Origin of the sequence: Francisella salimarina (assembly GCF_007923265.1) — a bacterium.
GTDB classification, from domain to species: Bacteria; Pseudomonadota; Gammaproteobacteria; order Francisellales; family Francisellaceae; genus Francisella; species Francisella salimarina.
Genome location: NZ_VOJA01000001.1, coordinates 350289 through 373121 on the forward strand (window position 1 = coordinate 350289; position 22833 = coordinate 373121).

Sequence of the window (22833 nt, forward strand, 5' to 3'; positions counted from 1 at the left end):
CCTATTATTCGATAATTTTAGCAACAACACCAGCACCAACTGTTCTACCACCTTCACGGATAGCAAAACGTAGACCTTCGTCCATAGCGATTGGGTTGATTAAAGTGATAGTCATCTTAACATTATCACCAGGCATTACCATTTCAACACCTTCTGGTAACTCAACAGCACCAGTAATGTCTGTAGTACGGAAGTAGAACTGTGGTCTATATCCTTTGAAGAATGGAGTATGTCTACCACCTTCTTCTTTAGAAAGAACATATACTTCAGCTTCAAACTTAGTATGAGGCTTAATTGAACCTGGCTTACACAATACTTGACCACGCTCAACGTCGTCTCTCTTAAGACCACGAACTAGGATACCAACGTTATCACCAGCCTCTCCTCTATCAAGAAGCTTACGGAACATTTCAACACCTGTTACTGTAGTCTTTTGAGTTGGACGAATACCAACAACTTCAACTTCATCACCAACGTTAATAACACCACGCTCAACACGGCCAGTTACAACTGTACCACGACCTGAGATTGAGAACACATCTTCAATTGGAAGAATGAACGGCTTCTCTGTATCACGCTCAGGTGCAGGAATGTAGTCATCCATAGCCTGTACAAGCTCAACAATTTTCTCAACGTACTGCTCTTCACCTTCGATAGCTTTAAGAGCAGAACCCATAACAACTGGAGTATCATCACCAGGGAACTCGTACTGATCTAGAAGCTCACGTACTTCCATTTCAACTAGCTCCAACAATTCTTCGTCATCTACCATGTCACACTTGTTTAAGAAAACAACGATTTTTGGTACGCCAACCTGACGTGAAAGTAGAATGTGCTCACGAGTCTGTGGCATAGGACCATCAGCTGCAGAACATACTAGGATAGCGCCGTCCATCTGAGCAGCACCAGTAATCATATTCTTAACGTAGTCCGCGTGTCCTGGACAGTCAACGTGAGCATAGTGTCTATTTGGAGACTCATACTCAACGTGAGAAGTATTAATAGTTATACCACGCGCTTTCTCTTCTGGTGCGTTATCAATTTCATCAAAGTTCTTAGCTGCAGAACCATTTTTCTCAGCCATAACTTTAGTGATCGCAGCAGTAAGAGTAGTTTTACCATGGTCAACGTGACCAATAGTACCTACGTTTACGTGCGGCTTCAAACGTTCAAATTTTTCTTTAGCCATTTTCATGCTCCATTTTTTTTCAACAAAAAACAATAGTTTAAATATGGTGCTCACAACCAGACTTGAACTGGTGACCTCTCCCTTACCAAGGGAGTGCTCTACCAACTGAGCCATGCGAGCTTATTAATATTTTATTATAAATTAGATTTAGGTGGAGCGGGTGATGGGAATCGAACCCACACTATCGGCTTGGAAGGCCGAAGTTCTACCATTGAACTACACCCGCATGGTGGAGGGAGCAGGATTCGAACCTGCGAAGGCTGAGCCGTCAGATTTACAGTCTGATCCCTTTGGCCGCTCGGGAATCCCTCCCCTAAAACTTTTAGATAACTATAAAGTTTATTTGACTAAAAATCAAGCTTTTTTATGATAATTTGCATTTTGCTTTACGCCAACAACTCATCTAACAAAAAACTAAGGTTATATTACTATGCGTAGGTGTAAATGTAAAGTTATTATATCGTTTTTTATAAAACCACACACATTTTTTGCGCTCTTGTCATCGCCACATAAAGTATTTGATTTCTTTCTATAAAATTCTTATTTAATGAAATATCTTTTAAAAGCACAAATACCTTTTTATAAGTCGACCCTTGTGCTTTATGAGCCGTAACAGCAAAGCCATAATCCAAGTCTTTTTTTATTATACTATTCTTGGGCCTTAAACTACCATCAGAATATCTTTCAACATCAATCATTAATAAGTTATTTTTACGAAACTCATAATACGTTGACCACATTCTATCGCTTCTAGCAATCTCTAGTAAGTTATCATGTATCTCAGCATACTGATTTAAATTACAAGTATCATCTGAATCTATTATGAAAATACTTTTTTCATCAAAACCCTTATAAATTTTTGCTTTTTCATGCACCTTTACACTATATCCCATAAGGCCATTCATATTTTTTTGCTTTTTTGATACCTCAACCACCTTATAATCAACACAATTATTTATCAAGAAAGATTCTTTAGAATTGGCTTTTATGGCTCGATAGCCAATTAAAACATCACCTTTCTCAATTAAGTCAGCGCCTTCTCCAAACACCAAGTCCCTGATTATCCTATTCGCCAACATGACTGTCTTATTGCGCCAAGCTATTAACTTAGCATAGTTCAAATCAGTCCTTGCATAAGATGACCCAAAAACTTTTTTTATTTGCTCTCTAAACTCATCATTTGACTTAACAAATAGTACACCCTCATTCTCTTTATTCAAGACAGTTTCTTTTTTATTCAAAAAATAAGGTAGCTCTTCACTAACGTCTCTTATTTGCTGACTTAACTCTACTAGTGGGTTGCTATCTGCTTGTCGCATAAGTTGAGTAAGTTCACATCTATTCTCTAATTGAAAAATTGGACTAACCTGATCGCCAACTGGTGGTATTTGTGCTTTATCGCCCAAAAATATAACCTTAGATGATAATGATTTAGTAATTTCTGAATCAATAAGCTCAAATAGTGATTTATTTATCATACTAGCTTCATCAATTATTATTAAGTCATAATTTTTGATACTCGCCTTATTAATTTGTCCAAAGACAGGTTCATTCGGATTGAAGTCAGCAAGATTTATATCAGGCTGCAAACCAAGTAAAGAATGAATAGTATAACCCTGCCTAGTAGTTGATTGTGAAATAACAGCATTTGCCTTACGAGTTGGTGCAGAAACTATCGCTCTTTTGGGATATTCATCCAAAATCTTTTTGACCACAGTAGTCTTGCCTGTACCTGCAAAACCTGAGAGTAAAAAATAAGACTCCCTACTCGCAATAAATTCTTTTATAAGGCGAATAGCTTCTATTTGTTGTTGATTAAGAATTATTTTCTGCCCATTCGGCAAATATAAATAATTTTCAGAATTGAGAAAGTTTTTTTGCATTATTTATTTTCTAACTCGGAAAACCTCGTAATAACCCTAGAAAGAATTAGATTATTTGGCATAACAATTTCATTACCAGCTTCATCATTTAGTTTTGTATACAGGAAACCGATCGACTTAACTTGACCTTTTACACCACCCAAGTCCACCTTCTCACCTATCTCAAAAGGCTTACTAAACGCCAGCATAATCCCGGATGCCACAATATTATAAGATGTCTTAAGAGACATAGAAATACCAAAAACGATCCCCGTTAAAACTCCTGTAACAGGCGATATAGGCACTCCAAGCTTCGCTAGTGCAATAACCACCACTAAAACTAAGAAAATGGTATACACAACGCTTGATAAAAATTGTGATACCGTCTTATCATACTCCTCAAGTAAGTGGTAAACTACTTTTTTTATATATTTAGATATCCAAAAACCTATACCTAAAATTAAAACTGAAATAATTAGGTTCATCCAAAATGATCCTCCAACACCTATCTGATCAAACATTTCTTTTTATTCTCCATATATGTTTTTTTAGCACTGGCAAGCATAAAAATAGCAGCGCAACTAAGGACTATTGATATTGAGGCAAACAAAACCTCCTCAAAAGCTTCGAGATGATTTACTCTCCCCATCAAAGTGTTCAATATAAAAATCACATTCTCCACAACAAATAATGCCATACTTATAGCAAAAACAGATAAGCATATAGAAAATCTATATAAAAAAGCTGATATTGCAAACAACAGCAATAATGGATACATAACTATCTGCAAAGCATCTATAAAGAAATACTCGAATGTTTCTACACACTCAAAATTATATTTAATTGTAGATATGTATATAAGTGCAAAAACAAAAAATGTTGCAAATAGTATTAGAGCATCTCTACTAAAAACACTATCATTAAACTCATGATATCTTTTTTTTGAAAACAAGAGTCCACATACCGTAATAAAAGCAGCACCAGAAATAAATCCATCATAAGAAAAAGTATTCTCTAAATATATACGATGCGCAACATATCCAAAACCACCCATAGCTAACAAAGATATTGAAAAGCAAATCCAAAAGGCTGCATCCCAAGGCTTTTTCTTTGCAAAAATATAACTTAAAATTGCACAGCATAAAAATAGCATAAGTGAAATAAATAACCTCAGAATATCATCAGCTAACAATGGTAAATAAATCATCTCACACATTTTATTAGAAAACTCCTTTTGTTCTCAGAAATAAGTATAAACCTGTAGCAATGACACTTCCCAGCACCGGGCCAACTATTGGTACCCACGCATAACTCCACTGTGAAGAGCCCTTGCCCTGTATTGGCATGATAGCATGAAACAATCTAGGTCCAAAATCCCTAGCAGGATTTATAGCATAACCAGTTGTACCACCAAGTGACAAACCAATTGCAATAACTACAAAGGCTACAGGAATTCCCCCTAAAGCTCCCATATCTATCGGATAAGCCGTAGTCACACTAGCCTCACCAGCATGAGCAACCACACCATGCATTGTTAAAATTGCAAAAATAAGTACAAAAGTACCAATAACCTCACTAGCAAAGTTTGAGGGTAAATGCTTAATAGCTGGTGATGTACAATGAGTAGCTAATTTCAAGTCAGTATTATCAGTAGCTGAGTAGTGTGGATAATACATAGTCCACACTAGAAGCTGACCAACCATAGCACCTAATATCTGTGAAATAACAAATGGTACAACCCACCCCCATGAGAACTTACCGGCAATAGCAAGTGCTAATGTAACAGCAGGATTTAAGTGAGCTCCACTAATAGGGCCAGCAACCAACACGCCCAAAAACACCGCCAAACCCCAAGCGAATGTGATAACAATCCAACCACCATTCTCTGACTTAGTGCCTTTTAAAACAACTCCGGCAACCACACCATTTCCCAGCAGTATCAAAATCATTGTGCCGATAAATTCAGCTATGCACGCTTCTAACATAAATAACCCTTAATTATACAACTCATCAACATTAAAGTTCTTAGAAAATTCCATAAAGCTATCAATTTGCTGATTTTGCCAAGCTTCATCTTTATCCAACTCTTTTGCCATAAGTTTAGCAACAACTGGGGCTGCATCGATACTAGCCTTAATATCTAAAAAGGCTGCTCTAGTTCGGCGAGCTAAAACATCCTCAACAGTTTGAGCCTTCTCAGCTCTAACATGATAAACAACCTCTGCCTGATAATATGGTAAATCATCATGTAACAACTCAAAATTATCAAGCTCTGTCTGGATTGATTTAATATCTTCAGCATTTTTACCATAAACCTTTAGTGGATAAGCATCTTTTGGTTCAATAGCGTCAACAAGTAACTCATTAGAAGTCTTGGAAGTCTTTTGAGCAATTTTTTTAGTCTCGATAAAATCTATAACATCCTGCCCCATCCTTCTAAAGATTGTCCACTTACCACCAACAACTGTGATTAAGCCATTTTTTGACTCTATAACCTCATGCTTACGCGAAATTTTTGCTGTATTTTTAGCATTCTTTGGCGACACCAATGGTCTTTGGCCACAATAGACAGACTTGATATCTGCTACTGTAGCTTTAGTTTTAGCATACTGGTTAAATGTCTCTAGGATAAAATCAATCTCAGACTTCTCAGCTCTTGGCTCAATACTTGGAGCTTCTTTTTTGATATCTGTAGTACCAACGATTAAATGATTATGCCAAGGCAATATAAATAACACTCGACCATCTTCTGTTTCTGGAATTAAAATTGCATGCTCTGTTGGGAATTTCTCTCTATCAAAAACAATATGTGTACCTTGAGCAACTGATACATATTTATGAGAGTCTTGCTGATTTGCAATATCTATAGTCTTATCTGTAAATGTCCCTGTAGCATTCACTATATGCTTAGCTGTAAATTCTTTTTGCTCGCCTGACAGGGTATCAACCACTTTTACAGTATCTAATTTTGAATTTGTAGAGCTAAAAACCTTCTCAACCTTATGATAGTTAAGGGCTGTACCACCTTTTGCTTCAAAAGTCTTCATCAATGAGATCAGTAATCTAGTATCATCAAACTGACCATCATAATAAACTAAACTTTTCAGCAATTTCGAATCATCAATATTTGGTAGCTCTGCCAATGTTTGCTGTTTATTTAGATTATAGCTTTTGCCAATTTTATACTTACCCGACAAAAACTCATATAGCTTCACACCAATTGTATATTTAATAGTCTCAAAATAACTGCGAGTTGGAATAAGATAAGACTGCTTATGAGTCAAGTGTGGTGCGTTATGTAAGAATGAGTATCTTTCCTCAAGCCCCTCTTTCACCAAAGCAAAATCAAAATTCTCAAGGTATCTCAGGCCACCATGTATCAGCTTAGTCGACTTTGAAGATGTTCCTTTACCAAAATCATAGGCTTCTAAAAGCAAAGTTTTGTAGCCTCTAGAAACCGCCTCTACAGCACAACCAAACCCAGTTGCACCACCACCTATAACTATTATGTCGTATTCGTTTTTCATTTATTTTTTTCAAATCTTTATATCTAAAAAATCGCCACTCTTACAGAGCAACCACAAAATTTGCTAATATTACTCAGCCCAAGCCTTACTTCTATCTACTGCTTTTTTCCAACCCTTATAATCATGGGCCACTGTTTGAGGGTCTTTTTGTGGCTCAAAAGTCTTCTCTGTTGTGAGAATAGATTTCAATTCTTCTTTATCTTTCCAAAAACCTACAGATAGACCCGCTAAGAACACAGCCCCCAAACCCGTAATCTCATTAATTTTAGGCTTGGAAATCTTTGATTGTAGTATATCTGATTGGAACTGCATTAGAAAATTATTTTGAACCGCTCCACCATCTACTCGAAGCCCTGCTAAATCAAGACCCGTACCTTCTTTCATACAATCCAAAACATCTTTTGCCTGGTAAGCTATAGCCTCAAGTGCTGCCCTTATGATATGCTCACGCCTAGTATCACGAGTAATACCAACAATAGTCCCTCGAGCATACATATCCCAGTATGGTGTGCCGAGACCAACAAAAGCTGGCACCAAATAAACACCATCCGTTGAATCAATTTTTGTAGCATAGTACTCACTATCTTCAGCAGAGCGTACAAGACCTAGACCATCACGAATCCATTGAATAACTGCTCCCGCGATAAATACACTACCTTCAAGAGCATAAGTTGGCTTACCATTCTCAGCCCAAGCAATAGTCGTAAGGAGCCCTGCATCAGAAAACACAGGTTTATCACCAACATTCATTAAAGCAAAGCACCCTGTACCATAAGTGTTTTTCGCCATACCTTCCTCAAAACAGCAATGACCAAATAAAGCTGACTGCTGGTCACCTGCCACACCAGCTATTGGAATTCTAGCGCCGCCCAAAGTACTTGGATGAGTGTGCCCAAAATCGCCACTTGAAGATCTAACCTCTGGTAGCATTGATACAGGAATATCTAAATACTCTAGAATTTTTTTGTCCCATTCAAGTGTATTGATATTGAACAACATTGTTCTTGAAGCATTTGAAAAGTCAGTAGCGTGAACTTCACCTTTAGTTAAATTCCAGATTAACCAAGTATCGATTGTTCCAAAAAGTAAATCTCCTTTTTCTGCCTTCTCCCTAGCACCATCCACGTTATCAAGTATCCACTTAACTTTTGTACCGGAGAAATATGCGTCGACCACAAGACCTGTATTTTTACGAATATAATTAGTAAATTCTTTATCTTTATTGATTTCATCGCAGATATGCGATGTTCTTCGGCACTGCCAAACTATAGCATTATAAACTGGCTGGCCTGTATTCTTATCCCAAACTACTGTGGTTTCCCTTTGGTTAGTAATACCTATTGCAGCTATATCTCGCGGAGAAACTCTAGCATACTCTAAAGCTTCTCTAACAATACTACTTTGCGATGCCCAAATTTCCATAGGGTCATGCTCTACCCAACCATTCTTTGGGTAAATTTGAGTAAATTCTTTTTGCGCTATCTTTTTAATATTACCTTGCTTATCAAAGATAATAGCACGAGAACTAGTGGTCCCCTGGTCTACTGCTAATATAAATTCTTTTGACATAAAAAACTCCATAAGTAAAAAAACTACAAATTTCTAAATAAATATTTTATGCTTTTTTCTCTTTAATAAAAAGAGACAGCAACACAGATAAAAACATTAATACTGGTAAAATGAATAATGAATATTTAAACGCCTCTAGTTGCGCAAAACCATAATTCTCCAAAGATGAAACCATATATCCAACAAATGGCTGAAGCACAGCACCACTTAAAGGTATAAATAAATTGACTGCCGCGATACCAGTAGCTATATACATTGGACTGATGTGTTGGCGCAAAATTGTAAAATTAAGCACGTGAGCTGCTTGCATCCCACCCCATAGCACGCACAATATACACATAATTATTGGATTAACATGTAGATATACAACAGCCACAACGATAAACAAACCAAAAATTGAAGCCCATGTAAGTAAGGCTTTTTGCTTGTTTAACAACGTTGCTACAACTCCCCATAAAGGACTAAAAATTGCAATCCCAATAAATATCATAGATGATGCTAAACCAGCATAGTGCTCAGGATATCCATCCAAACTTAAGAACCTATAGCTCCACAAATCAGCAAATATAGCTGTAGTTCCATAAATTGTAAAACAGAAAAAACCATTTAATAATATTTGTTTAATTTTAAAAACTATTGGAATATCTTCAATCTTTGTATGAGTATCAGCCAACTCATCTGTATCTGTCTGGTTATGCGGCTCCTTAAACGGTATAAAAAACAATACACTTAAAAATAACACTACTGAGACAATAAGAATTCCAGACATTATAACTTGGATACTAAAATTATTGGCCAAAATAACTAGTGGCAATCCAGTCAGAGTTCCCGCGCCATACATGAGCATCTGAGTCGCCCCTGTGAATAAAGGGAAAGTTCTTTTAGGAAGCCATATAGCTATCGCTTTTAGTGCAGATAAGAAAGCAAATCCTCCACCAATACCTGCTAATACTCTATATAAAATAAGATATTCTGGAGATGTCGCTCTAGTTGCGATAAAAACCCCTATAGAAAATATCAAGGTGCTGACTGCCATGATTCTTTTGACACCAAACTTATCTAATAAAATACCTGCTGGAAGTTGTGAAGCAACATACGCCCAATAAAATGCTGAGCTTAAAACACTAATTTGCTCTGGCGTTAGGTTATATGGTGCTGTAGAAAAGTCATTATAAAGTGAATTTCCTGAAGCTCGTATTATGAATTCAAGTGCATAAAAAAATGCACATATAAACCATATCGTAAATCCAACTCTGGTAATTTTTTGCATAGTTTGAAATATAGAGATTTAGTATTTAAAAAATTATGCTAGAAAACCCTCTACATGTAAATAAAATAATCTCTCTTGAGCCCAAACTAGCTACTCTATCTAGATAGCATTAAAAACTAGTTTAGAAATTCCATTCAAATCCTGTTTTCAACATCCTTGAGCCTTTATATTGTGCTCCATCGAATCCTGTAAACATATCTGTATTATCTGCCATTTCACCAGTTAAGTTATACTGCCCTTCCAAGAGAAGCCCAAAGTTATCTGATAGATTATACTTAGCGCCTGTTCTTCCACTAGCAAACGCTGCTATACGAGACCCTGTATCATATGCAGAATTAACATTATTTAACTGATATGGATTAGCTCCTAACACAGTACCACCATAGAGCTCAAACTTATCATTCCACAATTTTTTAACTAACTTTGTTTCCTGGGTATAAAACTTTGTATCTTTGAGATCTCCCATAGATCCTTCAGCTATTAGGTTAGTAGAGCTAGTATATGCATCAAAAGTAAGGCTATCAGTAATATCAATAGCACTATCAGAAACATTAACCAAAAAATCAGAAGCATTTTCCCTATCTATCACTTCATTTCCACGCTCTGTACTTGGACGATAAAAAGCATCATTTGCTGTTATGTAATACTTACCTGTTTTTAGATCAAGTTTATTATCAGAATAAGCAAAAAAAGAACATAAAAATAACACAGAAAAAGCTACTACATTCTTCATAATTGACACCTCCATATTTAAAACCAATATTATCATAATTTAATACTAATTAGATCATGTTAAAAAAAGTTAATTAGACTTTTAGCTAATGAAAAGATAAATTAAAGAAATATTCATTTTGGGTATTTAGTAATGCAAAAATTTAAACTATCGTTAGTATTAGTAGTAGGAATTAGTTTTTATTGCTATGAATTTTTTCTGAGAATACTGACAGGTGCTTATCAAGAACAAATAGTTGAACACTTTAATCTTTCAACACATATTGGATTTTCTTTTTTAGTATCTAGTTACAATATTACATACCTCCTAATGCAAATACCTGCTGGAATACTACTTGATAGATACGGTAGTAAGAAAGTACTTATCAGTGCCACTATACTCTGTGGAGTTGGTAACATCATTTTTGTCTCAGGTGGTTACGAATTAGCACTATTCGGTAGATTACTAGTAGGACTAGGATCTTCATTTGCTTTTATTGGTGTTCTAAAACTTACTTTAGAAAATTTTGAATCAAAATATTTCCCGATAATAACAAGTTTAGTTATATCACTCGGAACACTCGCTGCAGCATTTTCTCAAAACATAAGTGTCATCATATCTCACTATGATACTTCTTGGATAAATATCTTTATCTATTCTGGGGTTATAGCCCTGCCCCTAGCACTGCTTTTTCAAATCATAATCCCACAAGAAAGATATTCTTCGACACTTATGCCAAAATTTAGTGAAATACTAAAACGAGGTAAACAGCTAATAAAAAATAGTTTAATCTGGAAAAACGCAATGTGGGCAGGACTTCTATATACACCAACAGTAATTTTAACATCACAATATGGTGTATTGTATTTCAAGCAGTCTTACGGTTTTGACAGTATATATTCAACAACCATGATAACTGCGATTTTCATTGGTTGGATTATTTTTTCACCAATAATGACACATATGTGTAACAAATTCAGTGGCAAAAAAATCATAACCATTTCAATAGTTGGAATTATTCTAATATCCGTACTAGTAAATGCTCATTTATTTAAGAATTATGCTATTAGTATTGCGTTCTTATTTGGCACTTTTTCAGCATCACAAGTCTTAGTGTGGTATTACTTTAATAAGATATGCCCTCCAAGTTTTGCTGCGGTTGGGATTGCAATCACAAATATGCTTATAACATTAGTAATAGAGATTGGACAACTCAGTGCTGGACTAGCGATTGATGGTGGTGATCACTTTAATATAAACGCAAGTACAAGTATAACGATCGCATTTATTACTGTTTTGACTTTAGCATTTATTATCATGAGAAACATGATCAAAAGTATTAAAGCTTAACTAGATTTGCAATATCTGCTAACAGTATTTTCTGACCAACATCTGTACCAAAGTCCACAGTATAAAACTCTTTTGAACCTTGAGATTGTGCTTTGACAAAAATCCCCTTACCAAAGACTTTATGGAACACCTTATCTCCCTTTTTGAACTTATTACCTTTTGTATCATTTGACTTAAGAAAGTCAAAAGGAGATACACCAAAATTTGATTTTTGCTTTAACTTTGGTTTATTTTGAGATCCTACAGTTAGTTTACCTTCATTAATATGTTCAGAGTCTATTTCCATCAGAAAGCGTGATTTGACTTGGAAACTACTTCTACCAAAGATATTACGCACTTGAGCATAGCTAATGGTTAGAGCCTTCATAGCTCTTGTAACAGCAACATAAAATAAACGTCTCTCTTCAGCTAGCTTTTCTTGGATTTTTTTAGATTCTGAACTAGTATATGCCTCTTCAGCATTAATAATCGAGCTAGGAGGAAATACCCCTTCTTCTGCTGCTACTAAGAAAACATAGCGAAATTCTAAACCTTTTGACGCATGTATTGTCATTAGCTGAACACTATCTGTATTTTCATCAGCCTGCATCTCACCAGCTTCTAGCACTGCAAAAGACAAAAAATCTTGTAGTATATCAGTATTATCATCAAGTAACTCTATCTGCGGTTCAAAATCTTTAGCTGCACTTATTAACTCTTTTAAGTTATCAATTTTTTGACGATCTTTTTCAGTATCTTTTTCTTGATATGATGCCAACAAACCACTTTCATTGATTACAGTTTCAAGAAGCTTATCTAGACTTAAGTCTTTTATTTGTGATGAAATAGCATTTATAATTTCTATAAACTTTAACAGAAGAGATGCGGTTCTTTTTGTTACAATTTCTTTCTGGATAATATCTATAGTGGCTTGCCAATATGACACATTATTAATCTGTGAGAAATTACGAATTGTATCTAAAGTTTTGTTGCCAATTCCTCGTGTTGGAGTATTAATAATTCTCTCAAATGCTAAGTTATCATTACTTGTAACAGCTAATCTTAAATATGCTAGGGCATCCTTAACTTCAGCTCGATCAAAGAAACGAAAACCTCCATAAATCCTATAAGGTATACTTGCATAAATACAACTCTCCTCAAGGACACGCGACAAGTAGTTTGAGCGATATAAAATTGCTATATCAGAGTAATCGACTCCAACATCATGTAACTGGCGAATTTTATCTATAATATACTTCGCTTCATCCCGCTCATTAACTGCACAATATACTTCAACTTTTTCGCCATCTTCAGCAGCAGACCATAGTTCTTTTGACATTCTATTATCATTATTTTTGATTACAGAATTGGCTACTTTAAGAATATTCTTCGTTGAACGATAATTTTGCTCTAACTTTATGATTTCAACATCATTTAGATCTGCGACATATTTGTGAATATTATCAACAACGGCTCCGCGCCAACCATATATTGACTGATCATCATCACCAACAGCCATCATGTAGTTATTATCTGTAACAAGTAACTTCAACCACACATATTGGACTTGGTTAGTATCCTGAAACTCGTCTATCAAAATATACTTGAATAAACTCTGATAGTATTCTCTAAGCTGTTGGTTAAGAGAAAACAATTCATATAAATACAAAAGTAAGTCGGCAAAATCTAAAGCATTATCTAACAGCAATCTCTCTTCATAAGCTGTATAAATATGAGCATAATTAATATCATACTGCTTTGTTAATTTGTTACTACGAACAGCCTTATCTTTTTGTTTATTAATAAAGTTTTGCAATAATTTTGGTGGATATTTTTTGTCATCAAGATCCAAACTCTTAATTACTTTTTTGATTAATTGAGCTTGCTCATCTTGATCAAGAATCCTAAAGTTCTTATCTAAGCCCAACTCATGAGCATGCTTACGTAATAATCTATGAGCAATACCGTGAAAAGTACCTATCCACATACCAAAAGTTGAAATACCAAGCATTTTCTCAACTCGATGCTGGATTTCTTTAGCGGCTTTGTTTGTAAATGTTACAGCTAGAATATTTTCAACAGATACTCCTTTATCACGACAAAGATAGGCTATACGAGAAGTTAAAACTTTTGTTTTGCCACTACCGGCTCCAGCAAGTATCAAAGAATTACGATCCTCTAGCAAGGTCGCTTTTTTTTGTTGGGGATTTAACCCTGAAAGAAAGTCTTTATTAGACATTAGAATCAATATTTTATATAACTAGATAGACAATATTTTAACAAAAAATATTCTACTAATGTGAAGTTTCAATAACTAAACTTATTACTGTTGTGAATTAGAGCTAAACAATGCGCTTGTGAAGTTTTTTGCATTAAATACTTGCAGATCGTCAATCTTCTCACCAACACCGATAAATCTAAGTGGTAGTCCCATTTTCTTAGCAATTGAGAAGACTATTCCACCTTTTGCAGTACCATCAAGTTTAGTGATTGTTATACCTGTTAGGTTAACAATCTCATTAAATGCCTCAGCTTGACTAAGAGCATTACCACCAGTTGTAGCATCTACAACAAGCATTGTTTCATGAGGTGCAGAATCATCGACTTTTTTAATTACCTTAACAACTTTTTTTAGTTCTTGCATCAGATTATCTTTATTATGCAAACGTCCTGCAGTATCTGCTATTACTACATCGATACCTCTAGATTTTGCAGAGCTTATAGCATCATAAATAACTGACGCGCTATCAGCTCCTTCTTTTTGATAGACAACTTGCGTATTATTTCTATCACCCCATTCTCGAAGCTGCTCAACTGCTGCTGCACGGAAAGTATCTCCAGCTGCTAATATTACTGATTTACCTTCAGACTGTAGTTTTTTGGTAAGCTTACCTATAGTTGTTGTTTTACCTACACCATTTACACCGACAATAAGTATTACATAAGGAGTATTTTCATGATTAATCTGCAATGGTTGCTGACACGGCAAAATAATTTCTGTCAGTTTATCCTGAATAATTTCATTAAGCTTATCTGCCGTCTGAAGCTCATTTCTTGCTACTTTCCCACGTAAATACTCAACTATTTCGTCAGTAGCTTCAACACCAACATCAGATGTTAAAAGTTGCATTTCAATATCTTCTAGCAGCTCTTCATCAACTACTTTTTGCCCCATAAGAATGGTGCTTAAGCCACTTCCAAACTTACTAGCTGTCTTTGATAGACCTGACTGAAGCCTTGAAAATAGTCCTTTTTTATTATCTTGTTCGTGAACTCTTTCTATTTCAGGTGATGACTGAACTTCTTTCTTCTTTTTAAAAAACATTTAGTTATACTCTAGAAAAATTATTATAAAAATCGACTACTCAAAATATTTATCTCTAAGCTTTGCTATCTTTTGATGCAAAGGATCAAACATGCTTACAATGTTTTTAGACTTTATAAAGTGAACTTCTCCTTCAAAAGCAATTTCGTCCCCTGCCTGAGCATAAACTTCTAAAAGCTTATAACGTAAATCAATATTATTAGGATTCTTCTCTAATGAATCTTGAATAGTAATACTTGCTTCAACATACTTTTCACTATCCAAAAATTGCTCAACAAGCTCATTTACATATTGAAGCTCCTGCTCGGCCTGCTCTTGAGAATCTAATTCTTGAATTTTAGATTCATCATCAGCATTTAAAAGTGCTTCATCAGTATTAGTTTCAAATACAACTCCTCGTTCTGTTTTAACTACAACATTATCTCTCTCAGAGTATATATTATTAGTTATTTCAGCAGATTCATTGTTCTCAGAAATATCTTCATTTAGCTCATGCTCAAAGTCTTCTGAACTAGCCTTGTTTTGGCTATTAGAATTAACTTTATTAGCATTATCAAAAAAATCAAACTCTTCTTGAGGGCCACTATTAGACTTTCGAGAACTATAAAACTCATTTCCCGAAACAACAGGAGAAATACGTGACATTAGGTGATCTCTTTTCTTTCTTGAGATTATTTCTAACTCCTGTTCTTTCTTCGAGTTTCTTGTTTCCCAAAATCTCCTACCGACAATAACAGCCACGGCTAAAACTACGATATAAACAATAAACTTAAATAGTGAGCCTAAAAATGAAAATGAGCTTTCTTCATATGATTCATTTTCTTGAATATTTGCTGAACTTATTTGGCTATCTAGATTACTTTTATATGCTTCGTGAGCATTTTCTTCTCCAGGTATTAAGGTTGGAATCTTATCCTCACTTAATACATTGGGGGATGATGAACTATCAGATTCAGAATCTGTTGAAACCATTGTTTGATCGCCAAGCTTAGGTGTACTTGATGAATCATTACTAGAAGAAGGCTGATTATACGAACCTTGAATCATCCGATTTCTTGTCAAGGTTAGACCATCTTCAACTTCACCTTTAGTAGTAGGAATGGCAAGTTTATCACCAATTTTGATTCTATTATCAACGATTCCTGGAATCTCAGATTTATTTATGCCTTTTATTGCATCAGTTAATTCAGAAGTACTTACACCACTCACTGAATGGCTTTTTGCTATTTTATACAAATAGTCATTCGACTTAACTGTATATATCTCCATCGCGAATGCAGGCGCTACCATAACCAACGCACATCCAGCGGCAAGAATCTTATTGATACCCTTAAACATCTAGCACCCTAATATAAATTTATAAACAAATACTTGAAAATTATAGCATATTTTTTTTACTTAAAAAGTATATGATTTTAATGCTCTCTTGTAGCACTAAATATAATATCAGGATTTTTATCCTGCGCTAAGTGCAAGTTTACTCCTGTTGGCGCAAGATATGTAAGATAGCCAGCACCATCATATGATAGATTAGCCTCATATTTTTTCTTAAAATCATTAAGCTTTTTCTCATCATCACAAAAAATCCAGCGAGCCAATGATACATTGACCCCTTCATAAGAACACTTAACGTTATACTCTGAGGCAAGACGTTGAGCAACCACATCAAACTGAAGTATACCAACAGCTCCAAGTACAAGATCATTAGAAATCACTGGCTTAAAGACTTGAGTTGCACCCTCTTCCGATAGTTGCACCAGTCCTTTTTGTAAAGCCTTCATCTTGAGTGGATCATTCAGCTTAACTCTCTTAAAAATCTCTGGCGCAAAATTTGGAATACCTTTAAACTTAAGCTTCTCGCCTTGAGTAAAACTATCACCTATCTGAATACTACCGTGATTATGCAAACCAATTATATCTCCAGCATAACCCTCTTCAACTTGCTCGCGCTCACCTGCCATGAATGTTAAAGCTTTTGATATTTGCATCATTTTGCCTGTTCGTTCATGATAAATTTTCATTCCTTTCTCATATTTACCTGAACATATCCTAAAAAAGGCAATTCTATCGCGATGCTTATCATCCATATTAGCCTGTATTTTAAACACAAAGCCTGTTAGCTTACCTTCATCTGTATTTACAAGCCTTTCATTTGTCTCGCGTGGCTGCGGATCAGGTGCATAAGCTGTAAAACCATCCATCATCTCTTTTACACCAAAGTTAGATAACGCTGTTCCAAAATATACAGGTGTTAGCTCTCCTTTTAAGAATGCTTCTTGATCAAACTCGTGACTAGCTCCACGTACTAGTTCTATTTCCATCTCCAAGTCATCAAATAGCTCTGTACCAATTTCATTTTTAGCATTAACTAAACCTTTAATTTTTTTATAAGGATGAATTTCATGACCATGCCCTCCTTCAAAAAGAGTAACTTCATCTTCATACAAATCATAAACTCCTTTGAAGAATTTACCCATGCCTATTGGCCAATTCATAGGAGCACACTTGATTTTCATAATGTCTTCAACCTCGTCCAGAAGCTCTAATGGATCTCTTGTATCTCGGTCAAATTTATTCATAAAAGTCAAAATAGGTGTATCCCTAAGACGACAAACATTCATAAGCTTAATTGTACGATCTTCTACACCCTTAACAGCATCAACAACCATCAATGCTGAATCTACTGCCGTTAATGTACGATAAGTATCCTCGGAAAAATCCTCATGTCCTGGAGTGTCAAGTAGATTTACAATTTTATTATTATAAGGAAACTGCATTACAGAGGTTGTGATAGATATCCCTCTTTCTTTTTCCATTTCCATCCAATCAGATGTCGCATGCACACCACTTTTTTTAGCTTTTACTGTTCCTGCTGTTTTAATAGCATTTCCAAACAAAAGCATCTTCTCAGTAATTGTTGTCTTACCCGCATCAGGGTGAGAAATAATTGCAAAAGTTCTTCTTTTAGCAATTTCTTTTAAAATATTACTCATAATTTTTATCTTCTTATATAAATCAACTAACAAAGATTTTACTAGAAATATTTTTATTTAAAACTAAAAATATTTATCCAAAATGGTGTAGATTTCTTTTTCGATGGCATCTATAGACTGAGAAGCATCAATTTCATAGGCATTGTTATTTTTTGTCACTAAACTCTTGAAAACAGCTCTTGTTCTATCAAAAAATGCTAAACCTGCTTTCTCAATTCTATCAGGAGAACCTACTTTACCTGCTCTAGCCAATCCAACAGCAGGATCAATATCTAAATATATTGTTAAATCAGGCTGACAATCTTTTAAGAATGTCTCATTTAGAGCATTTAACTTATCAAAACCAAGCTCTCGGCCACCACCTTGATAAGCCATGCTAGACCAATAGAACCTATCTGATACAACATTAACTCCCTTAGTTAGAGCTGGGGCTATAAGATTTCTATAATGCTGTATTCTTCCTGCATAAATCATCAGTAGTTCACTATCCGGATGAATCTCTTCATCATAATCATTATGTAGAACTATACTTCTTAATTCTTCAGCCACTTTAGTACCACCTGGTTCACGTGTATATACTGCTGCTAAAGATTTAGAATCTAAATATTTCTTAATAAAACCAATAGCTGTACTTTTGCCAGCACCATCAAGACCTTCTATAACTATAAATTTTGACATATCTTTTTATATAAATAATCCTACAATTACTGCTGATAGAAAACTAACCAAGGTGGCTCCAAACAGCATTTTTAAACCAAAAGCACCCACTATCTCCCCAGACCTTTTACTTAACGAGTATATTGTACCAACCACAATCCCAATTGAGCTAAAATTTGCAAAAGACACTAGAAACACAGAAATAACCGCCTGAGTATGTAATGATAAATTAGCCATATTATCTTTAACCATCAACATCGCCACAAACTCATTTGATACTAATTTTGTACCCATCACTTTTCCAGCAAATAAAAGCTCACTTGCAGGAATATGTAGAACCCACGCAAATGGATAAAACAAATAACCTAATAAGTTTTGAAATGAAATACCTAATATACTTTCAAAAACTGAATTTAGTGTAGCTATTAGAGCCATAAAGCCAATTAAAATTGCCGCAACTACAACAGCTATTTTAAAACCATCGAGGATGTATTCTCCTAATACTACAAAAAAAGCTCTTTTACTGTCTGTATCATAATCAACCTCTAACTCTTCATAACTAGACTCTTTTTTATAATCATAGGGGTTTATTATATGTAGTACAAAAAAAGTACTTAGCATATTCATAATAATTGCCACACATACATATTTTGCATCAATCATAGTCATATATGATCCTAATATCGACAAAGATACTGTTGACATTGCCGTAGCCGCCATTGTATACAAAACATTCGGAGATAAATGTCCAATAATATTTTTATATGCTAAAAAATTCTCTGCTTGCCCAAGTGATATTGAACTTACAGCATTAAATGATTCTAACTTACCCATACCACTAACCTTGGATAATAAAAATCCAACACTTCTAATAACTAAAGGTAGAATCTTAAGGTACTGTAGGATACCAATGAGTGCAGAAATAAAGACTATTGGCATCAAAACATTTAAAAATAAAACAAAACCATTATTTTCATTAGTATCAATATTACCAAAAACAAATCTTACGCCAACTTGAGACTTATCAATCAAAAAATCAAAAACATTAGCAAAACCATTCATAATAACAACACCAAAACGTGTTTCTAGTAGAACCACACACATCACTAGTTGCACAGTCATTATTATAAATAAAGAGCGGTATTTGATAGCTTTTCTATCTGAGCTACAAATAAAAGCTAATAAAAAAACAACTACAACTCCAAGAATAAAGAACAAAAGTCTTGAGATCACAACTTTACCTTTAAACTATTAATCCGACTACACATGCTGATAAAAAACTAACCAACACTGCACCATAAAGAATTTTCAAACTAAATTTAGAAACTTTAACAGATGCTTCTTTACTCAAAGCCTGAATCGCTCCTATGATTATCCCAATTGAACTAAAGTTTGCAAAGGAAACCAAAAATACTGATATAACCGCTTTAGTGTGCTCTGTAAATTGCTGTGACTGTGTACTCATCATCTGCATCGCCACAAACTCATTAGTTACCATTTTAGTACCCATAAGCTGTCCTGCTGCGTGCAACTCATCGCCATTAATATTAAGTATCCAAGCCATAGGATAAAATAGATAACCCAACAAATCCTGAAAACTTAGACCAAATAGACTACTAAATATCGCATTTAACATTGCAATTAGAGCAATAAATCCAATAAGCATTGCAGAAACAATAACAGCAACTTTAAAACCATCTAGTATGTACTCGGCAAGCATCTCAAAGAAGCCTTGCTTCTCTTCTTCAAACTCTTCATGTAACTTATCATAACTAAACTCTTCGGAAGCTTCATAAGGGTTAATAATATTTAACACAAAGAAAGTCCCAAACATATTCATCACTAGAGCAACACATACATACTTAGGATCTAATAATGACATATAAGCACCTGCAACTGCTAAAGATACTGTAGACATTGCCGTTGCAGACATTGTATACAATACATTTGAAGGAAGATGGCCAATAATTTTTTTGTAATTAATAAAGTTTTCTGATTGTCCGACAGCAAGTGAACTAACAGCATTAAATGATTCTAACTTACCCATACCCGTAACTTTTGATAGAATCCAACCTATGCCCTTAATTACAAGAGGTAGTATTTTGAAGTACTGTAAGATACCAATCAGTGAAGATACTAGAACAATAGGCATTCCCACATTGAAAAAGAAAATGAAGCCATTTTTAGACATATCAGTAAGATCACCAAAAATAAATGCTGATCCTTGATGTGCATAGTTAAGCAAATGCTCAAAACCTTCGGCAATAAAACCAACAACCTTTATACCTACTTCAGACTCAAGCATGAAAAAGCCAAGAGCTATTTGTACAACCAAAATAACCACTAGGTTTTTATACCTGATTTTTTTCCTGTCACTACTCCATATATAAGCTAAAACAAAAACAACAACAATACCGAGTATAAAAAACAATATCCTAGTAGCCACTACTAACTTCTCCATTTAAAAGGTTATCGAGTAAACCACTAACTCCGAATCTAAAGCTATCTGCTACTACATATTTTTTTGACATAATTTCTTCCGCTAGTTTAATATATCCTAAGGCCTGAGCTTCTTCTCTAATACCACCAGAAGCTTTAAAACCAACCTCATATCCAGAGTTTTTTATAGTCTCTAAAATCACTTTAGCGGCTCCTAAGCTTGCGCCATTTGGTGTTTTACCTGTAGATGTTTTAACAAAATCAGCTCCATTTACTATCGCATCATGGCTTGCTTTACTGATTAAGTTATCTTCATTTAATTCGCCTGATTCAATTATGACTTTCAAGACACGATCTTGGCATACATTTTTGACTTTCTCGATCATATCACATGATTTTTGTGAATGACCTTTTTGGATATATTCATTATAATCAATTACTAAATCAATCTCATCTGCTCCTAATGATACTGCTTCTTTAGCTTCTAAGACAATATCTTCAACTGAGCTATTCCCCTTAGGGAAATTAATCACAGTTGCAACTTTAAAATCACTACCTAAAGTTTTTTTAACTACAGGGACGAATTGTTTATAAACGCATATTGCAGCAACTTCACCTAAAGAATTTTTAGCTTTTGCGCATAGCTTAACGATATCAGCATCAGTGTCACTCTCACCTAGCTGAGTCAAGTCCATTAATGATACTATCTTCTGTCTAGTTGTCATTATTAGCTCCAAAGATTGACTTACCATATCTCAGAGGCTCTACACCCATATAATCAGCAATTGTTTGACCAATATCCGCAAATGTATCCCTTGCCCCAATGAACTCTGCTTCGATATTCCTGCCCCATAATAAAAACGGTACACATTCTCTTGTATGATCTGAGCCTGGTGCAGTTGGATCACAACCATGGTCTGCTGCCAGTATAACAATAGTATCTTCATCTAGCTTAGCATCTAAGTCTGGAATTCTTGAGTCTAAATACTCTAATGCTTTACCATACCCTTTAGGATCTCTACGATGACCATAACTTGAATCCAAGTCAACAAAGTTTGTAAACACCAATGTATTTTCTTTTGCTGATTCATACTCTCTAATCGTATTATCAAATAACTCTTCTAGTCCTGTAGCTTTTACTTTTTTAGATATACCTTGATTAGCATAAATATCAGCAATTTTACCTATTGAAACAACTTTACCACCTTGATTAGTTAACTTATCAAGTAATGTTGGTGCCGGTGGCAATATCGAAAAATCCTTACGATTACCAGTACGAGTATATTCATCGGCAGACTCCCCAATAAATGGACGAGCAATAACCCTACCAACTTTCATTCCCATCTCATCAAGAATTTCTCTAGCTATTTTGCAGATATTCAATAATTTATCTAAACCATAATAATCTTCATGAGCAGCAACCTGAAAAACGCTATCTGCAGATGTATAAACAATTGGCTTCTTAGTAACACAACTCTCGCAACCATGCTCTTTTAGAACTTCTGTTCCTGATGCATGGCCAGCATCTATAAAACCATCGGTAAGTCCAGCTCGTTCAACCCATTCATCAATAAACTCTTTATCAAAATAACCTTGATCACCTTTATTGGTAAAGTAGTACCAATCAAACATAACAGGCACGCCAGCTAGCTCCCAGTGACCACTCGGTGTATCCTTACCTTTGCTAACCTCAGCACAATAGCCATACTTTGCATTTTCAATAACATCTATATGACCAACTTGTTGACTAAATTCTTTACACCTATTGTATTCAGCAGCCTTCAACAAACCTTTTGTTGCTAAGTTTGGGAGTTTGATACTCATGCCATTGTTAGTAAAATAGTCAACAATATGACCTAAAGTATCTGATCCTTCATCACCAAAATCAGCAGCATCAGGTGCTTGTCCTATACCAAATGAATCAAATAATAAAATGACCGCTTTTTTATTCTTTAACATAA

19 protein-coding genes and 3 tRNA genes are annotated in these 22833 nt (G+C 34.9%); 1 reads left to right on the forward strand and 21 read right to left on the reverse strand.

Annotated elements, in window-relative coordinates; all coding sequences use genetic code 11:
• Nucleotides 1-4: 4 nt before the first annotated feature.
• The 12 genes from tuf to FQ699_RS01735 form a co-directional block, all read right to left on the reverse strand.
• The gene (gene tuf / locus FQ699_RS01680; protein ID WP_013922406.1) at nucleotides 5-1189 is read right to left on the reverse strand and encodes an elongation factor Tu; all 1185 of its coding nucleotides are present in this window, start codon (nucleotides 1187-1189) and stop codon (nucleotides 5-7) included.
• Between the two features lie 44 nt (nucleotides 1190-1233).
• A tRNA-Thr gene (locus FQ699_RS01685) sits at nucleotides 1234-1309 on the reverse strand.
• A gap of 32 nt (nucleotides 1310-1341) precedes the next feature.
• Nucleotides 1342-1415: transfer RNA gene (locus FQ699_RS01690), tRNA-Gly, on the reverse strand.
• Between the two features lies 1 nt (nucleotide 1416).
• A tRNA-Tyr gene (locus tag FQ699_RS01695) sits at nucleotides 1417-1501 on the reverse strand.
• Nucleotides 1502-1656: 155 nt separating this feature from the next.
• Complete coding sequence (locus tag FQ699_RS01700; RefSeq protein ID WP_146420851.1) at nucleotides 1657-3072, reverse strand: ATP-dependent DNA helicase; 1416 nt, start codon at nucleotides 3070-3072, stop codon at nucleotides 1657-1659.
• The gene (locus FQ699_RS01705) at nucleotides 3072-3572 is read right to left on the reverse strand and encodes a mechanosensitive ion channel family protein (protein WP_146420852.1); all 501 of its coding nucleotides are present in this window, start codon (nucleotides 3570-3572) and stop codon (nucleotides 3072-3074) included. Before FQ699_RS01705 ends, FQ699_RS01700 begins: the two co-directional genes overlap by 1 nt.
• Entirely contained in the window at nucleotides 3557-4267 is a 711-nt protein-coding gene (locus FQ699_RS01710; RefSeq protein WP_146420853.1) for a hypothetical protein, read from the reverse strand. Before FQ699_RS01710 ends, FQ699_RS01705 begins: the two co-directional genes overlap by 16 nt.
• A gap of 4 nt (nucleotides 4268-4271) precedes the next feature.
• Nucleotides 4272-5036 (reverse strand): MIP/aquaporin family protein, encoded by a 765-nt coding sequence (locus FQ699_RS01715; RefSeq protein ID WP_146420854.1) that lies wholly within the window; start codon nucleotides 5034-5036, stop codon nucleotides 4272-4274.
• Between the two features lie 9 nt (nucleotides 5037-5045).
• Nucleotides 5046-6578 carry a glycerol-3-phosphate dehydrogenase/oxidase gene (locus tag FQ699_RS01720; protein ID WP_146420855.1) on the reverse strand — a complete coding sequence of 511 codons (1533 nt, stop codon included), beginning with the start codon at nucleotides 6576-6578 and terminating at the stop codon, nucleotides 5046-5048.
• Between the two features lie 69 nt (nucleotides 6579-6647).
• Nucleotides 6648-8147: a glycerol kinase GlpK gene (glpK, locus tag FQ699_RS01725; protein WP_146420856.1), complete on the reverse strand. Its 1500-nt coding sequence runs from the start codon at nucleotides 8145-8147 to the stop codon at nucleotides 6648-6650.
• A 46-nt stretch (nucleotides 8148-8193) separates the two neighbouring features.
• Nucleotides 8194-9417, reverse strand: a complete 1224-nt coding sequence (locus FQ699_RS01730) for an MFS transporter (RefSeq protein ID WP_146420857.1) — start codon at nucleotides 9415-9417, stop codon at nucleotides 8194-8196.
• 121 nt (nucleotides 9418-9538) lie between these two features.
• The gene (locus tag FQ699_RS01735; protein WP_013922398.1) at nucleotides 9539-10150 is read right to left on the reverse strand and encodes a hypothetical protein; all 612 of its coding nucleotides are present in this window, start codon (nucleotides 10148-10150) and stop codon (nucleotides 9539-9541) included.
• 132 nt (nucleotides 10151-10282) lie between these two features.
• On the opposite strand from FQ699_RS01735, the gene FQ699_RS01740 reads away from it, so the two are divergent.
• Nucleotides 10283-11479: an MFS transporter gene (locus FQ699_RS01740; protein ID WP_146420858.1), complete on the forward strand. Its 1197-nt coding sequence runs from the start codon at nucleotides 10283-10285 to the stop codon at nucleotides 11477-11479.
• On the opposite strand, the gene FQ699_RS01745 is transcribed toward FQ699_RS01740, so the two are convergent.
• From FQ699_RS01745 to FQ699_RS01785, 9 genes are all read right to left on the reverse strand, one after another.
• Entirely contained in the window at nucleotides 11469-13697 is a 2229-nt protein-coding gene (locus FQ699_RS01745; protein ID WP_146420859.1) for a UvrD-helicase domain-containing protein, read from the reverse strand. The genes FQ699_RS01740 and FQ699_RS01745 overlap by 11 nt on opposite strands.
• A gap of 84 nt (nucleotides 13698-13781) precedes the next feature.
• Nucleotides 13782-14783, reverse strand: coding sequence for a signal recognition particle-docking protein FtsY (gene ftsY / locus FQ699_RS01750; RefSeq protein WP_146420860.1), 1002 nt, complete (start codon nucleotides 14781-14783; stop codon nucleotides 13782-13784).
• A 36-nt stretch (nucleotides 14784-14819) separates the two neighbouring features.
• Nucleotides 14820-16121 carry a LysM peptidoglycan-binding domain-containing protein gene (locus tag FQ699_RS01755; protein ID WP_146420861.1) on the reverse strand — a complete coding sequence of 434 codons (1302 nt, stop codon included), beginning with the start codon at nucleotides 16119-16121 and terminating at the stop codon, nucleotides 14820-14822.
• A gap of 77 nt (nucleotides 16122-16198) precedes the next feature.
• The gene (locus tag FQ699_RS01760) at nucleotides 16199-17776 is read right to left on the reverse strand and encodes a peptide chain release factor 3 (RefSeq protein ID WP_146420862.1); all 1578 of its coding nucleotides are present in this window, start codon (nucleotides 17774-17776) and stop codon (nucleotides 16199-16201) included.
• Between the two features lie 63 nt (nucleotides 17777-17839).
• Nucleotides 17840-18454, reverse strand: coding sequence for a dTMP kinase (tmk, locus tag FQ699_RS01765; RefSeq protein ID WP_146420863.1), 615 nt, complete (start codon nucleotides 18452-18454; stop codon nucleotides 17840-17842).
• 6 nt (nucleotides 18455-18460) lie between these two features.
• Complete coding sequence (locus tag FQ699_RS01770) at nucleotides 18461-19666, reverse strand: NupC/NupG family nucleoside CNT transporter (RefSeq protein ID WP_146420864.1); 1206 nt, start codon at nucleotides 19664-19666, stop codon at nucleotides 18461-18463.
• 10 nt (nucleotides 19667-19676) lie between these two features.
• Nucleotides 19677-20879, reverse strand: a complete 1203-nt coding sequence (locus FQ699_RS01775; protein WP_146420973.1) for a NupC/NupG family nucleoside CNT transporter — start codon at nucleotides 20877-20879, stop codon at nucleotides 19677-19679.
• The gene (gene deoC / locus FQ699_RS01780) at nucleotides 20869-21624 is read right to left on the reverse strand and encodes a deoxyribose-phosphate aldolase (RefSeq protein WP_179951647.1); all 756 of its coding nucleotides are present in this window, start codon (nucleotides 21622-21624) and stop codon (nucleotides 20869-20871) included. The genes FQ699_RS01775 and deoC overlap by 11 nt, the downstream gene beginning before the upstream one ends.
• The gene (locus FQ699_RS01785; RefSeq protein ID WP_013922388.1) at nucleotides 21587-22831 is read right to left on the reverse strand and encodes a phosphopentomutase; all 1245 of its coding nucleotides are present in this window, start codon (nucleotides 22829-22831) and stop codon (nucleotides 21587-21589) included. The genes deoC and FQ699_RS01785 overlap by 38 nt, the downstream gene beginning before the upstream one ends.
• Between the last annotated feature and the right edge of the window lie 2 nt (nucleotides 22832-22833).